General features: G+C 36.2%; 13 protein-coding genes. All 13 read left to right on the forward strand.

The genetic code is table 11. The features are described from left to right. Positions 1-18: 18 nt before the first annotated feature. Entirely contained in the window at positions 19-948 is a 930-nt protein-coding gene (locus NV377_RS25220) for an ABC transporter permease (protein ID WP_258203600.1), read from the forward strand. A 15-nt stretch (positions 949-963) separates the two neighbouring features. Continuing rightward, positions 964-1836, forward strand: a complete 873-nt coding sequence (locus tag NV377_RS25225) for a carbohydrate ABC transporter permease (protein ID WP_258203601.1) — start codon at positions 964-966, stop codon at positions 1834-1836. A gap of 94 nt (positions 1837-1930) precedes the next feature. Beyond that, positions 1931-3604: an ABC transporter substrate-binding protein gene (locus NV377_RS25230; RefSeq protein ID WP_258203602.1), complete on the forward strand. Its 1674-nt coding sequence runs from the start codon at positions 1931-1933 to the stop codon at positions 3602-3604. Between the two features lie 328 nt (positions 3605-3932). Further along, positions 3933-4694 (forward strand): tyrosine-protein phosphatase, encoded by a 762-nt coding sequence (locus tag NV377_RS25235; protein WP_258203603.1) that lies wholly within the window; start codon positions 3933-3935, stop codon positions 4692-4694. Positions 4695-4720: 26 nt separating this feature from the next. After that, positions 4721-5713 carry a stalk domain-containing protein gene (locus NV377_RS25240; protein WP_258203604.1) on the forward strand — a complete coding sequence of 331 codons (993 nt, stop codon included), beginning with the start codon at positions 4721-4723 and terminating at the stop codon, positions 5711-5713. A gap of 49 nt (positions 5714-5762) precedes the next feature. Beyond that, positions 5763-8282: an S-layer homology domain-containing protein gene (locus tag NV377_RS25245; RefSeq protein WP_258203605.1), complete on the forward strand. Its 2520-nt coding sequence runs from the start codon at positions 5763-5765 to the stop codon at positions 8280-8282. 123 nt (positions 8283-8405) lie between these two features. Continuing rightward, positions 8406-9170, forward strand: coding sequence for a YveK family protein (locus NV377_RS25250; protein WP_258203606.1), 765 nt, complete (start codon positions 8406-8408; stop codon positions 9168-9170). After that, a complete protein-coding gene (locus NV377_RS25255; protein ID WP_258203607.1) occupies positions 9151-9849 on the forward strand; it encodes a CpsD/CapB family tyrosine-protein kinase in 699 nt (232 codons plus the stop codon). The genes NV377_RS25250 and NV377_RS25255 overlap by 20 nt, the downstream gene beginning before the upstream one ends. A gap of 21 nt (positions 9850-9870) precedes the next feature. Then, positions 9871-11721: a polysaccharide biosynthesis protein gene (locus NV377_RS25260; protein WP_258203608.1), complete on the forward strand. Its 1851-nt coding sequence runs from the start codon at positions 9871-9873 to the stop codon at positions 11719-11721. Between the two features lie 100 nt (positions 11722-11821). Next, the gene (locus tag NV377_RS25265; protein WP_258203609.1) at positions 11822-13021 is read left to right on the forward strand and encodes a DegT/DnrJ/EryC1/StrS family aminotransferase; all 1200 of its coding nucleotides are present in this window, start codon (positions 11822-11824) and stop codon (positions 13019-13021) included. 33 nt (positions 13022-13054) lie between these two features. Next, entirely contained in the window at positions 13055-13717 is a 663-nt protein-coding gene (locus NV377_RS25270) for an acetyltransferase (RefSeq protein ID WP_258203610.1), read from the forward strand. A 14-nt stretch (positions 13718-13731) separates the two neighbouring features. Next, positions 13732-14316, forward strand: coding sequence for a sugar transferase (locus NV377_RS25275; RefSeq protein ID WP_258203611.1), 585 nt, complete (start codon positions 13732-13734; stop codon positions 14314-14316). 20 nt (positions 14317-14336) lie between these two features. Further along, complete coding sequence (locus NV377_RS25280) at positions 14337-15533, forward strand: ATP-grasp domain-containing protein (RefSeq protein ID WP_258203612.1); 1197 nt, start codon at positions 14337-14339, stop codon at positions 15531-15533. Positions 15534-15555: the final 22 nt, after the last annotated feature.

Here is a 15555-nt window from a genome sequence, read left to right on the forward strand (position 1 = left end):
AAAGTGAGTGATGACATAGTGGCCGCAACGAGCAAAGCATTAGATACGACACCGTTATTGAAACACATTAGGAAAGAATGGAAAATATACTCCTTTGTAGTCATCCCACTTCTATACTTTCTAATTTTCAAGTATGCCCCGATGTTAGGGAATATTATAGCTTTTCGTAAATATCGCGGAGGACCTAATCTATTCGGAGCTGAGTGGGTAGGGTTTCAATATTTTCAAATGTTCTTTAAGGATCCAACTTTTTGGAGAGCATTTTTCAATGATCTTACATTAAGTACATCATATCTAGCGCTAAAGTTTCCAATTACGCTAGGGTTTGCATTACTGCTCAATGAAATTAGAAAAATGGCAATGAAAAAATTTGTGCAAACGGTTTCTTATTTACCACATTTTATTTCGATGGTAATCGTTGCTGGTATGGTGAAAGAGATGGTCTCCATGAGTGGACCTATCAATGCGTTACTTGCCAATCTAGGAATGGAAAAAATATCGTTTATATCTTTACCAGAATGGTTCCCATCATTATACATAATATCAGGTTTATGGCAAGGTCTGGGTTGGGGAACGATCCTTTACTTAGCGGCAATGACAGGTATTAATACAGAGCTATATGAGGCAGCAAGAATCGATGGAGCCAATCGTTGGAAGCTAGCGTGGCATATTACGATTCCAGGTATTCTACCTACCATAATGACATTATTAATACTAGATATCGGTGGTATTCTTGGTTCTAACTTCGAGAAAATCTTGTTGCTGTATAATCCACTTACTTACGAGACTGCGGACGTTATATCGACCTACGTATATCGAATGGGTATAACGGGCGGTAACTTTAGTTATGCGACAGCAGTTGGTTTGTTTGAAGGAATAATCGGATTAATACTAGTAACTACAGCGAATCAAATTTCCAAAAAAACTACGAAATCAAGTCTATGGTAGAAGGGAGCAGTCATCGTGAAAGAAACAGCATCGTATAAAGTGTTCCAAATATTCAATGGTGTCATCATGACACTTGTTGTTATTGCAACGTTATTTCCCTTCTTATATCTAATTGCTCAGTCATTTAGTTCTGAAGCGGCAGTATATGCAGGGAAAGTATCCATATTTCCAGTAGAATTCACAACAAAAACGTATGAAATCATTTTAAGTAAGCCTGATTTCTTCAGGTATTACTGGAATACGATTGTATATGCAGTAGTAGGTACAACTATTTCTGTATTAGCAACAGCGATACTAGCTTACCCACTATCTAAAGATAGACTTCGCTTGAATAAAATCTTTATTCCATTTGTATTATTCACGATGTATTTCGGTGGGGGATTAATTCCTAACTACATTCTAGTAGCCAAAACATTAGGAATGAGAGATACGATATGGGCGATTATTATTCCAGGTGCAATTAGTGCCTTTAACGTAATACTTATGAAAACATTTTTCGCGAATATTCCTAGTGAGGTAGAAGAGGCTGCTAAGGTTGATGGCTTAGATGTGTATGGCATATTTATTCGAATAATAATGCCGCTCTCCAAACCAATACTAGCAACGATGGTTCTGTTCGTAATCGTCGGAATATGGAATAACTGGTTCGGTCCGTCACTATATTTGCAATCTAAGGAGAAGTGGCCAGTTGCCCTTTACTTAAGGCAAATCATCGATAGTGCGATAAGCCCTACTGAGATGGGGGCAACATCGGAAACTGCAAGTCAGATTGCAGCAACAGTTAAGTCTACTGCAATGGTATTAACTTCATTACCAATTATCTGTATTTATCCGTTTGTACAAAAGTATTTCGTACAAGGGATGATGATTGGATCGGTAAAAGGTTAAGGATAAGCTCGATATAATCAGCCTATGATTCAGCAACGTAGATAAATAATGACCCATAGGCTGCTATATAAATAAATATTATTAGGAGGACATTATGAAGAAAAACAAAAAAGTTTTAGGGGTCATCATGGTGGCGGCACTATCATTAGCAATATCGGCATGTAGTTCAAATTCAGGTAACGAACCATCGCCAACGAAAACTCCGGCAGCTGGAAACAATTCAAATAATACTAAAGTTGAAGAGTTAGATTATACGTTTGGTGAAGGGCAATCATTTCATTCTAATGAACCTGTAAAGTATTCATTAATGTACAGCGATCATGAAGCGTATCCTCAACAAAGCAACTGGAGACTTTGGAGTGCTATCTCAGAAAAAACCAATGTTTCATTCGAACTAGCGACTACTGCTCGAACAGAATATGAGAACCAAAAATCTTTATTAGTTAATAGTGGAGATGCACCATATATTATTCCAAAAACATATGAAGAAGCAGCATTTGTTCCTACTGGACAAATTGTTGCAATAAGTGATTGGGTACAATACATGCCTAACTACTCTAAAGTAGTAAAAGATTGGGGAATGGAAAAAGATTTGAAAGTTAAGCTACAAGCGGATGGTAAATACTATGTATTACCAGGTATGTGGGAAGTAGCTGGAGGCGGCTATTCATACATTATTCGTAAAGATGTATTTGAAGCAGCTGGCGTAGATGTGAAAGCTGAAGAAGGCAATTGGACATATGAAAGTTTCTATGAAGCAATGAAAAAAGTAAAAGAATTTACTGGCGCTGACTATGTATTGTCTGATCAATTCAAAGGTGATTCAACATTAAATATTGCTGCTGTTCAATATGGTGTAACTGCTGGTTGGGGTGCAGCTAATGGAATGAGATTCGATCACGAAAAACAACAATTTGAATTTGCTAATACAACGAACGATTTCAAAGACTATGTAACATACTTTAACAAATTGGTAACAGAAGGAATTATGGATCCAGAGTCATTCACGCAAGAAGATGATGCAGCTCGTGCTAAGTTCTTCAAAGGTGACAGCTACGTTATTAACGGAAACTATCAATTACTTGCTGACTATCAACAACAAATGCAAGTGGATGCTGAGTTGTATATGATCGTACAACCTGGTGGTCCAAAAGGTATGCAACAAATTGAAACATCTCGTCTTGAAAACGGTGTAATGATAAGCCAAAATGCACTTAATGATCTAGGTGAAGAAGAGTTTATTAAAATGCTTCGTTTTGTTGACTGGTTATGGTACTCCGATGAAGGTCAAACTTTAAGTCTATGGGGTGTAGAAGGCGAAACTTATACGAAAGACGCTGAAGGAACAATTGCACTTAACTCTGACATTTCTTGGAACGGACTTAATGTAGATACAGCTACTAAAAAATTAAATGTTGATTTTGGATTTGGTAATGGTGTATTTGCATACGGTGGTACTTCTAAACTTAAAATGTCCAAAATGACTGAAGGCGAAAAAGATTATAACGCTCGTATTTTAGAGTACCGAGTGCCACGTGAGATCGCACCTCCAATTATGGGGAATGCGGATCAAAGTGAGCAAATGAATCTAATTTCAACGCCAATGATGGACTATGTTAAAACGATGACATTGAAATTTATTACAGGTCAAGAACCATTAGCGAATTTCGATAGCTATGTAAAACAAGTTGAAGCTAATGGAAGTACTCGTTACGTAGAAATGTCTAATGAAATTTTCAATGACACAAAATCACTATTAGGATATTAATACCATAAATAATTCAAAAGAGCTATTCCAAAGTAGAGTGAAATCTACTGAAGAATAGCTCTTTTTCCTTAATATAAAATTGTTGAGATAGGTTAGGATTAGGTGTAAATAATGTAAAAGTCACAGATAAATTGTCGAAATATGTAGATAGATATTTAGAAGTAGTAATAAAGAACTATATTGCTTAAATAAAGAATAATAAATAGAGATAAAGTAATACAGTGCTCACAAAATATGAATAAAAATAAGATATTAGATATATTTTCACTGGAAAATATCAGGGATTTGTATTATACTAATTGGAATACATTAGGAGAGTGAATTGACCTTGATCGATATACATTGTCATATATTGCCAAAAGTTGATGATGGGACGTCGGATATGGAAGAGGCAATTATGATGGCAAGACAGGCAGTAAAAGATGGAATACATCATATTGTGGCAACTCCACATCATCGTGCTCATCACTTTTATAATGAACGAGACACAATACAAGAAGCAGTTAATCAATTGTCACAACAATTAGAAATATATAATATACCATTACATATATATCCAGGTCAGGAAGTTCGTACATATTCGGATCTTTTACTAGATTACGAGAATGGACTTCTCCAGTCACTTAATAATAGTAGATATTTGCTTGTAGAATTTCCAAGTTCACATGTACCTGATCTAGCTGAAGAGCTATTGTATGAGTTAAGTCTATTAGGGGTCGTCCCTATTATTGCACATCCAGAGCGCAATAAAGAGCTTGCTAATGATAGTACTAGATTGAAAGATTTAGTTCGTGAGGGAGCATTAGCTCAGATGACGACCAACTCGATAACAGGTCAGCTAGGTAAAAACATTCAAAAAATATCTACAACTATGTGTAGAGAAGGACTTGTCCATTTTATTGCAACAGATGCACACAATGTCCAGACAAGACCATGTATTCTTTCTGACGCATACGAGGTCATACAAGAACAGTTAGGAAGAGAATTTGTTGATTACTACCAAAACAACGCTAAGCTATTACTGCATAATGAAGCGATTGAACCAAAGCTTCCATTAATAACTAAGCGTAGTTGGTATAAATTTTGGTAAGAAATTTTAGAAAATGGAGGAGAGAAATGAGATTGTCTATTAAAAGAGTAGTACAAACCATTGCGCTTTTACTAGTTTTGATCGTAGGTGGTGGCTCTGTTGGCCCACAAATAAGTGAGGCAGCAAGCAAACAGACACTTACTGTTGAGCGTATGGATATGCATTTCATTGTGGATGGTAAAGTTTACCACACATCGAAAGAACAACAAGCATTTGTTTACAAAGGCCGTACTTATGTACCGATTCGCTTTGCAAGTTATTTGTTTGAACTGTGGGTTGTATGGGATCAAGCTAATTCAACAGTTATCATTGATCAACCGACAACTTCACAATTGAAGCAACTGCAACAGTTTAAGAATCAATATTTAACTGCGAACGCGGATATTTCTAAGCCGGCATCCACTTCTCGATTAGAGAAAATCACACTAGCTACAATTGAAACAAAATATAAGTTTTTTGGTGTGAAGCAGCCAGCACCTAGCGATGCTATAACGATGAATTATATGGGGACAGTATATGTTCCAATTAGATACTTCACAACACAGACAAACAGTACTATCTCATATGATGGCGTTACTAAGAGCATTACTATGCAGCTTGATAAGAACCAAGGGGGTTCTAATTCAGGAGCTGGCAATGGCTCAACTAATCCAGGGACAGGAAATGGCTCAGGAGCTGGTACAGGCTCAGGGTCGGGAGAAGTTGATCCAAGTAAGCCTGCAAGAGCAAGTATTGTAGCTGCAACTCAGACTAAACTGGAAGAATTGCAAACGGCTTGTTCTACAAAAGCATATTCTCTATATAACAAGTTTTTATCCGCACCGGATAGTGAAAAGCAAAACTACATTAGTCAAGGTCTTGCAGCGGTAGATGATTGCGATGCGAAATTTGAAGAAGCAATTGGGAATATGAACTCACAGCTAGAGAAATATGATTATGAAATTGGCGATGAAGCTACTAAATTCAAAAAACAGTATGATGACACAAAGGCTGCAATGTATTCGAAGTTTCTAGGTTAATAGTTTCAGATGACGAATTCGTCATAATAATATATGAGGTGATAATGAAATGATGAAAATGACTAAAAAAACTATTATGTTATCTGCTGTAGCACTAATTGCAGCTAACGCGTTAACGTTTGGCCCTGTTTCTTATAAAGTGAGTGCTGCAGATCCTGCAGTTGTTAGTTCAGTGGCTACTAGCTCTGATAAACTGAATAAGGTATATACACAGCTAAACAATGATCCAGTATTACTTCCTTTGGTAACAAAAGGTTTTACTGAAGTTAATAATTATGTGAATCAGGATACTTTTGATGCAACTGCATTGCTACCAAATCTTTGGAGTGGAATTTCTGTAAACCTAGATCCCGCTGAAAAGATTGCCTTTAAAAACGAGTTAACTAAAGTGATTAGATTAGCTCTTGTGGAATTCGATCCAACTAAAGCGCCAGTGACAGATATTTCAGCTGATCTTGAACAAAGTTTGACTAATTTATCTGATTTATTAGACTCGAAAGATTATCCGCGTGTCAATAAAACACAATTGGCTGATTTTATATTAGAGCTTGAAGCTGCAGCATTGGCTAAAATCAACGGAACCGAGCTAGCTCCAACTACAGACTTAGGAGAACTAGTATCTATCGAGTTAGATGCTTTAATTCAAGGACTATGGAACAGTTCATCATCTCAAGTAGTTGTCCTTCTTAAAGCATTGTATAACGAAGATCTTGAGCTTCTAGTGAAAGATGTGAAAAAAGCGCAGGAAATTCTAAGTGCTGATGCGTTCTCACCTAATACAGCTAAGCAAGCGAGTGCTGCACTGGGTATTGCTTATGTGAAGGCTCAATTAGTTGGTAAAAGTCCGCTTGGAAATGCGACTGCAGTTAACAATAAAGAACATAAAATTAGTCAATTAAATATTTTGGGAATTAAAGGTTTTCCTCTTTCTGCATTCGACTTTAGTACTACTGACTTAGTTAATCCGGAGTTTGATACTACTAATGGGTACCTAAAGATTACATCTGACACTTCCATTAACTCTAGTAAAACAATTGAAGTAACAGCGAAATTGGCAAACGATAACTTAATACCTCAATGGTTACATGGTGCAACCGTATTTACCCAAACAGTAACATTGAGCCCTAAGTCGAATGCTGGCGGAGGCGAGTTCATTGACACTGAACTAAGCTTAGTACCTAACGCAACTACAATTGCACAAAACATTAGTGACAAAATCGATGCTGCACTAGTGGGTATAGGAGAGCTAACAACAAATAAAGATATATTCGCTCTTCGTGCGATCGTTGAAGAAGAATTAAGATCCGCACTGACGGTAAACGCTGGCAGTAAAGTGACAACGAATAATGGTGTTAGTGAATTGAAGCTAACAGCAGCAGACTTAAGTAGTGTATTTAGCCAATTAGATTCAGTAATTAAAACGGCTAATGCAGCACTTCAAGCAGTTGTAGCAGATGCTGAACCAGTTAAACCGGTGCTTAATCTATCAGTAGGAAATCTTGATAGTGTTAAAGTAGTAATTAATGGTGAACTACTCGGTTCACTTAAAGCAAAAGGTATTTATGCAATTGGTGTAACTTCTAATGGTGCATTAATCGAGGTTCCGCTTACGGAGCTTGAAGCAAATAGTTCACTACAAATTACAAAGACTAATGGTATTACTGCGGAATTAAAAGACGGTATGAATCAAGTATCTGCACTTACAGCAAAAGGTATCCAAGCTATTGGAGTAACTGGTATTACTCCGGAATTAAAAGACGGCATGAAACAAGTATCTGATATATACAATGTTGTTGTAATTGGTGCTGACGGCAAAGAGAAGCATGAATTCCAATCTCAAGCACGCATTGTTCTTCCAGTGAATAGCGGAAGTGTTGGCAATGAGCAATTCCTAACACTTGCAAAAATCGAAGGAAGCAAATTAATTAATTTGGGTGGTACTTATAACCCAGCTAAAAAACAATTCTCTGCAATGCGTAATACATTCTCATCATATGTTGTTATTGAAAATCCGGTAGCGTTCAAGGATACTAGTGAGCTGGCTTGGGCAGAGGATGATATTCTAAAAGCAGCAGCAAAAGGCATTATTGTCGGACGAGCTGAAGGGGTATTTGCTCCACGTGCTGAAATTACTCGTGCTGAGTTTACAGCTTTACTTGTAAGAACTCTTGGCATCGAAGCGGTTAGTTATACTGAAACATTTACTGATGTAAATGACGGTGACTGGTACCAATCAGTTGTTGCAACAGCAGCAGCTTACGGCATTATTAATGGACGTACAAGTACTACATTTGATCCTGATGCACCAATTACAAGAAGTGAAATGGCAACAATTACTTCCAACGTACTTGTGAAAGTATTAGGCTACAAACCAGTCAGTGATGTGAATGATACATTGAATTTATTTGCAGACCAAGCTGATGTTGTCCCAGCTCATCGTGCAGGTGTTGCACTTGTAGCACAAGAAGGTATTGTTCAAGGTAAAGGACTTGGTGTTTATGATCCTAAAGGAACATTTACTCGTGCTGAAGCAGCTGTCGTGATTAACAAATTGTTAAATCTAAGATAATGGTTATAGATTCCTCCTCTTTCTATTTATTGAGGGGAGGAATCTTTTCTTTTTGAGGTTCACGCAATCATAAATCCCACCACGAACAACTAGAATATGTATAGACGGGAGTACGTTCATATAATGGAATTAGAGCTTAGAGATTATGTGGAGATAATAAAGAAAAGACTATGGTTAATCGGGTCAATTGTTGCAATACTGGCTGTGGCAACCGCGGTAGTAAGTTATTTTTTTATTAAACCCGAATATGAATCAACCACTAAATTAATTGTTAACAATAACAACGAAGTATCTAGTGGACTTGATTTGAATAGCGTCAATCTAGATTTGAGATTAATAGATACATACAAACAAATTATTAAGACAACAGCGATTACAGATGAGGTAGCGTTACGTAATCCATCACTTCAATTAACTGGCGAACAGATCATTGAATTAATTACGGTTTCCTCAGTAAATAACACACAAGTATTAACTATTTCAGCACGTCATCATGACTATGCAACAACGGTTAAGCTTGTTAACGAAGTGGCAGCAGTATTTGTTCAACAAATACCTACGATTATGACGGTCAATAATGTCTCGATTCTTAATGAAGCGAAGTTTAATAATAATCCTTCGCCAGTACAACCAAATCCAATGCTTAATATTGCAATAAGTATTGTTATTGGCTTAATGCTAGGTGTTGGGATTTCCTTATTGTTAGAGTATTTGGATGACACGATTAAAGATCCACAAGATGTAGCACAATATTTAGATTTACCGGTCTTAATTAGTATTCCTAGACTAACATCCGACGATTTCAAAGTTGGAGCTGCTAGAACAGCCTCACGAGCAACAAGGTCTACTAGAGTGGAGGCGAACAAAAATGTCACAATCAACGAATAACGCGAAACGTACCATCATTTCGCTCAGTAATCCTAAATCCCCAATTAGTGAATCGTACCGCACATTAAGAACGAATATTAGTTTTACTGCAGTAGACAATGAATTGAAAGTAATTATGGTAACTTCTGCTAGTCCTGGGGAAGGGAAATCAACAACGGCTGCTAACATCGCAGTAACGTATGCACAATCTAATTATAATGTAATCGTAATGGAGTTAGACCTGCGTAAGCCAACAGTACATAAAACATTTAACGTAACGAATCGTGCGGGCATTACTCATGTCTTAACTAATCAGGCGAGCTTAGAGGAAGTTATTAGATCAACGGATATTCCCAATATTGATGTCATTAGTTCTGGTCCAATACCACCAAATCCATCGGAATTGTTAGGGTCTAACCAATTAGTTAAAGTTATTAACGGGCTCAAACAGATATATGACATTATCATTATTGATACGCCACCTCTACTAGCTGTAACTGATGCACAATTAGTTGCTTCTATTTGTGATGGTGTTATTCTTGTTGTCGATTCTGGACAAGTGAAGCGTAGTGCAGCTATCGATGCCAAACAAAAGCTAGATAGAGTAAACGCTAAAATTCTCGGAGTTGTTCTTAATAACGTTAAGAAAAAGAAAAATGATGATTACTACTATTATTATTACGGAGAGAAAGAAGATTAGTAGAGATAATGGAGGCAAGAGATGAGCTATGCTCGAATGCGAACGCTAGTACTAATGGCAATAGATAGTAGTATTATATTAGGTTGCATTATTGTAGCTTATTTATTTCGTTATAATGCTGATCTTACTTCAGCAGAAATCCAACAGGCCGCTTTATTTAGCGGCATTGCTATCGTAATAGGATTAATCGTACTTTACAATTACGGACTGTATCGACGAGCATGGCAATTTGCCAGCATTGGAGAAGTCGTGCTCATCTTTAAATCAGTCACGATTGCAATTCTATTATCATATACCATTACATCACTAATCATCCCAGGTCGTATTCCAATTGCCATTGGGTTTCGTACATATGAACTTTGCTTATTAGTAATAGGTGGATCACGGTTTATGCTGCGTATTATTAAAGACAATTACATCAAGCCATCTAATAAGCAACGTCAATCATTAATTATTGGTGCAGGTCAATGCGGTGTGATCGTTTATCGGGAGCTTAAGATGAATGCCGCTTCTAATCAAGAGGCCATTGGATTTATTGACGATGATCCGAGAAAGTGGGGACAAGAAGTATTCGGCCTTCTTGTCATCGGAGGAAGAGAACATATTATTAACATTTGTAATGAACAGAAAATAGACGATATTATTATCGCTTTACCATCAGCATCTCGTACACAAATTTCAGACATTATCGCCATTTGCAAACAGACAAATGCGAAGCTGAAGATGGTTCCGCAAATTAGTGAATTGCTTGAAGGAAAAGTGGAATTAAGTATGCTTCGTGATGTCGGAGTGGAGGATTTGCTCGGACGTGAGCCTGTTGTCCTTGAAAACGATGGAATTGATGAATATGTTACTAATAAAGTCGTATTAGTAACGGGTGCAGGCGGATCTATCGGTTCAGAGCTGTGTCGGCAAATTTTACATTTTAAACCAAGTAAACTATTATTGCTTGGCCATGGGGAAAATAGTATCTATCAAATTCATCGTGAGTTGAAAGATAAAGTTGAGCATCTGGTGCCAATCATTGCAGATGTTCAGGATCGAAAGAGAATGGAACAAGTATTCAAGCAGCACAAGCCACATGTCGTTTTCCATGCAGCTGCGCATAAACACGTACCTCTAATGGAAGAAAACCCCTCGGAATCCATAAAAAACAATGTGTTTGGTACACGTAATGTGGCTGAATGCTCAGATATTTATGGGGCAGAGCGTTTCGTATTGATCTCTACAGATAAAGCTGTGAACCCAACCAGTATTATGGGGACAACAAAGCGCATTGCTGAAATGTTTATTCAATGTTTAGCCAAGCAAAGTAGAACGAAATTCAGTGCAGTTCGCTTTGGTAATGTATTAGGAAGCAGAGGCAGTGTTATTCCATTATTCAAAGAGCAAATTGCAGCAGGCGGTCCAGTTACCGTTACTCACCCTGAGATGGTTAGATATTTCATGACCATACCAGAGGCTTCAAGACTTGTTATTCAAGCCGGTGCATATGCCAATGGTGGAGAAATCTTTATTCTTGATATGGGTGAACCTGTGAAAATCGCAGATCTTGCTAGAGACTTGATCCGTTTATCTGGCTATGAGCCAGAAGTTGATATTAAGATTCAATATTCGGGTATTCGTCAAGGTGAGAAGCTCTATGAGGAATTGTTGCTGAAAGAAGAAGGAATGACCGATACACAACATAGTCGCATATTTATAGGCAGACCCGCATCCTTCAATCGTGAAGATATTGAACTAGAATTAAGACGCTTAGAACGTATATTGGGTGAAGATCGTACAATTATACAAGAACTGCTATCTAGAATTGTTCCAACATATGTGACGGAAAAAAGGGAAGATACTAGAGTTCTTGTTACGAGTTCATAATACGTAAGTAATTAACGATGGTGGGAGGGGTGCAATGATTTTGCTACCTCCCTTTTACTATTAATTACATAAATGAGAATACCATTATAGGAGATTAGATATGAGAAATATTCCTTTTTCCCCTCCCGATATTACAGAAGAAGAAATAGCAGAAGTAGTAGATACATTAAGATCAGGATGGATTACAACCGGACCTAAGACTAAGAGATTTGAGCAAGAAATTGCTAAATATTGCAATACGACTAAAGCGGTTGCGTTGAACTCAGCAACTGCGTGTATGGAAATGACGCTAAGAATGCTAGGTGTAGGACCTGGGGATGAAGTTATTACATCGGCATATACATATTCAGCTTCAGCCAGTGTAATTCATCATGTCGGAGCAACTATTGTATTAGTAGACACTGGGATAGATAGTTATCATATTGACTATGATGCAATCGCAGATGCAATAACAGAAAAAACTAAAGTAATAATTCCTGTAGATATTGCCGGAGTTATGTGTGATTATGATCGAATCTTTGAAGCTGTTGAGAGTAAAAAACACTTATTTAGACCATCAAATGTAACACAAGAATTATTTGGTAGAGTTATTGTATTAGCAGATGCAGCTCACTCTATTGGTGCCACATATAAAGGAAGAATGAGTGGAGAAGTAGCAGATTTCACGTCTTTCTCATTTCATGCAGTCAAAAATCTAACCACTGCTGAAGGTGGGGCTGTCACTTGGAGAGATGTCCCCGGGTTGGATAATGAAGAAATCTATCGTCAATTTATGCTCTTATCACTTCATGGTCAGACGAAAGATGCATTAGCGAAAACAAATGCTGGATCTTGGGAGTATGATATTGTAGCACCTAATTATAAATGCAATATGACTGATATAATGGCTTCATTAGGATTAGTACAATTAAAACGTTACGGTCAAATGCTTAAGATTAGAGAGACATACATTCAAAAATATGAACAATTGCTAAAGGGTTCTAATGTTCATATTATGCCTCATTATTGTGATCAGTATAGTTCTAGTGGGCATTTATTGTTGACACGTATTGAAGGTGCAACTGAAGAAATAAGAAATAGAATTATTCGAGCAATGAGTGAGAAAGGTATTGCTGTAAATGTACATTATAAGCCCTTACCTTTACTTTCAGCATACCAAAAATTAAACTTTTCAATCGAACAATATCCAAATGCGTACGAAATGTTTGAAAATGAAATTACATTGCCACTGAATACTCAATTGACATATGAAGATATTGAACTTATTGTCTTTAACTTATTACAAATGATAAAAAAATAAGTAGTGTATAAAAATTAACTAGGTGATTATTAGATGAACAAAAAAATAATTATTATAGGAAACACCGAGTACTCTCGATTAATTAGATATTATATTGAAGTTGATACAGAACTAGAAGTAATAGCATATTCAGTAGAAAAAGATTATTTACAAGCGGAGTATTTTGATAATATACCGCTCATTGCATTAGAAGAGTTAACGAATAGTTATTCATTTAGTGAGTATGATATTATACTCGGAGTTGGCTACAGTAAAATGAATACAATTCGCGAAAAATTATACTTAAAAATTAAAAGCTATGGCTACTCAGTAATAAACTTTATACATTCTACAGCTGTTATTGCACCTAACTCAGTTATTGGCGAAGGAAATATTATTATGGAAAATGTAGTAGTAGCTCCATATTCGACGATTGGAGTAGGGAACATCATTTGGAATAGTGTAAATGTTTCACACAACAATGAGGTTGGAAATTTTAATAGTATATCAGTAGGGACGAGTTTATCAGGATTTGTGGAGATCGGTAATAACTGTTTCTTGGGGAACAATTGTACCATTAAAAACCATCTTAAAATTGCTAATTATTCATTAATAGGAGCAAGCTCATATGTCTCAGAGTCTACTGACGAGTACCAAGTTATTGTGCCACAAAAAAGCATAGTTTTACAAAAAAAAATAAGTACTGACTTAATATAATTGAGGAGTAAGATATGTACCAACAATTTAAAAGAATGTTTGATATATTAATTTCATTAGTTTTATCTCCTTTTGTTGGAATTTTAATTCTATTAGCTATAGTTGCAATTAAATTAGAAGAAAAAGGACCAGCATTCTATAATGCACAACGAATAGGAAAAGACAGAGAAATATTTAGAATGTATAAGTTGAGATCGATGTATGTGAATGCTCCAGATATAAGATTAGATGATGGTTCAACTTTTAATTCAGAGAATGATAGTAGAATCACAAAGGTTGGAAGACTATTAAGAAAAACCAGCATCGATGAATTACCTCAAATATTTAATGTTTTAAAGGGCGATATGTCGTTTATCGGTCCCAGACCAGACTCTGCGAATTGGGTTGATGAGTATACTGAGGAAGAAAAAGTGATTCATACGGTAAGACCAGGTATAACTGGGTATAACCAAGCAATACATCGTAATGCAGTAGGGACGAAAGAAAAGCTACAGAATGATATTTATTATGTAAAACATATGTCTCTATTATTTGATATAAAAATAATATTTTTGACTGTCAAAATTTTAATTGTTCCAAAAAATGTATATCGTCAATAATTATGCCAGGAGATTATAAGATGAAGAAAATTATGATATTAGGTGCAAGTATTTTGCAGCTTCCTGCAATTAAAAAAGCTAAGCAATTGGGGTTTTATGTGATTGTGGTAGACATGAATCCTCATGCAATAGGTTTAAATTATGCTGATGAATACAGAATAATTAGTGTTAATGAAATTGAAGAAGTATTAGTTTACGCTCAATCTAGCAATATTGATGGGATTATGACATTAGCAAGTGATATGCCAATGATGACAGTCGCTACTGTATCCCAAAAAATGAAGCTTAATAGCGTTTCTGTAGAGACAGCTGAACATACTACAAATAAAGCAGCTATGAGACAGCGACTAGAAATAAATAATATCGCAATTCCCAAATTTGATATTGTAAAAAATAGAGTGGAATTTGATTCTGCTATAAGAAAGTATAATTCGAAAGTTATTGTTAAACCGTCAGATAATTCTGGTAGTCGTGGGATTTTTCTTGTACATGATACTTCAAATATAGAAGAAGTTGAGGGTGCCTATCAACATAGCATAACTAATTCGAAAAATGGAGTTTTATTAGTAGAAGAATATATGGAAGGTACTGAAGTTAGTGTTGAAACAATTAGTATTAATGGAAAATGTCACGTTATCCAGATTACAGATAAATTAACTACAGGTGCCCCTCACTTTGTAGAATTAGGACATGCACAGCCATCAAAGTTAACTGATGATATATTGCATCAAATTACAGAGTTAACTCAAGACGCAGTAGAGGCTCTAGGAATAAATATAGGACCTTCACACACTGAAATTATTGTTACGAATGATGGTCCTAAAATTGTTGAGGTTGGAGCAAGATTAGGTGGAGATAACATCACTACACACTTAGTACCCCTGTCGACTGGAATTGATATGGTGGAAACCTGCATTCGAATTGCAGTAGGTGAAGAGATTACATTTAATTCCAATAAACATAATTCAGCAGTTATAAAATATTTTGTTACTCCACAAGGAATACTTGAAGATTTTCAGGGAGTAGAAGAATCACTTACCTTTCCTGGTGTGAAGGAAGTAATAATCAATAAATCAAGAGGAGACCAAGTAGGAGTTATTAAAAGTAGTGTTGATCGTATTGGATATGTTATTGCTACATCAGATACAGTTGAAGGCGCAACGTTATTATGCGAAAAGGTAATGGAAACAGTTACGTTTAATATTAGTGTTTCTTGAAAACATGTTGGAGGAAAAATTA

It is taken from the genome of Paenibacillus endoradicis (assembly GCF_024721975.1).

Bases quoted from the DNA above. Each gene is read 5' to 3' on its own strand.
- NV377_RS25230 (WP_258203602.1), top strand. From the start codon at position 1,931: ATGAAGAAAAACAAAAAAGTTTTAGGGGTCATCATGGTGGCGGCACTA.
- NV377_RS25240 (WP_258203604.1), top strand. From the start codon at position 4,721: ATGAGATTGTCTATTAAAAGAGTAGTACAAACCATTGCGCTTTTACTA.
- NV377_RS25245 (WP_258203605.1), top strand. From the start codon at position 5,763: ATGATGAAAATGACTAAAAAAACTATTATGTTATCTGCTGTAGCACTA.
- NV377_RS25250 (WP_258203606.1), top strand. From the start codon at position 8,406: ATGGAATTAGAGCTTAGAGATTATGTGGAGATAATAAAGAAAAGACTA.
- NV377_RS25255 (WP_258203607.1), top strand. From the start codon at position 9,151: ATGTCACAATCAACGAATAACGCGAAACGTACCATCATTTCGCTCAGT.
- NV377_RS25260 (WP_258203608.1), top strand. From the start codon at position 9,871: ATGAGCTATGCTCGAATGCGAACGCTAGTACTAATGGCAATAGATAGT.
- NV377_RS25265 (WP_258203609.1), top strand. From the start codon at position 11,822: ATGAGAAATATTCCTTTTTCCCCTCCCGATATTACAGAAGAAGAAATA.
- NV377_RS25270 (WP_258203610.1), top strand. From the start codon at position 13,055: ATGAACAAAAAAATAATTATTATAGGAAACACCGAGTACTCTCGATTA.
- NV377_RS25275 (WP_258203611.1), top strand. From the start codon at position 13,732: ATGTACCAACAATTTAAAAGAATGTTTGATATATTAATTTCATTAGTT.
- NV377_RS25280 (WP_258203612.1), top strand. From the start codon at position 14,337: ATGAAGAAAATTATGATATTAGGTGCAAGTATTTTGCAGCTTCCTGCA.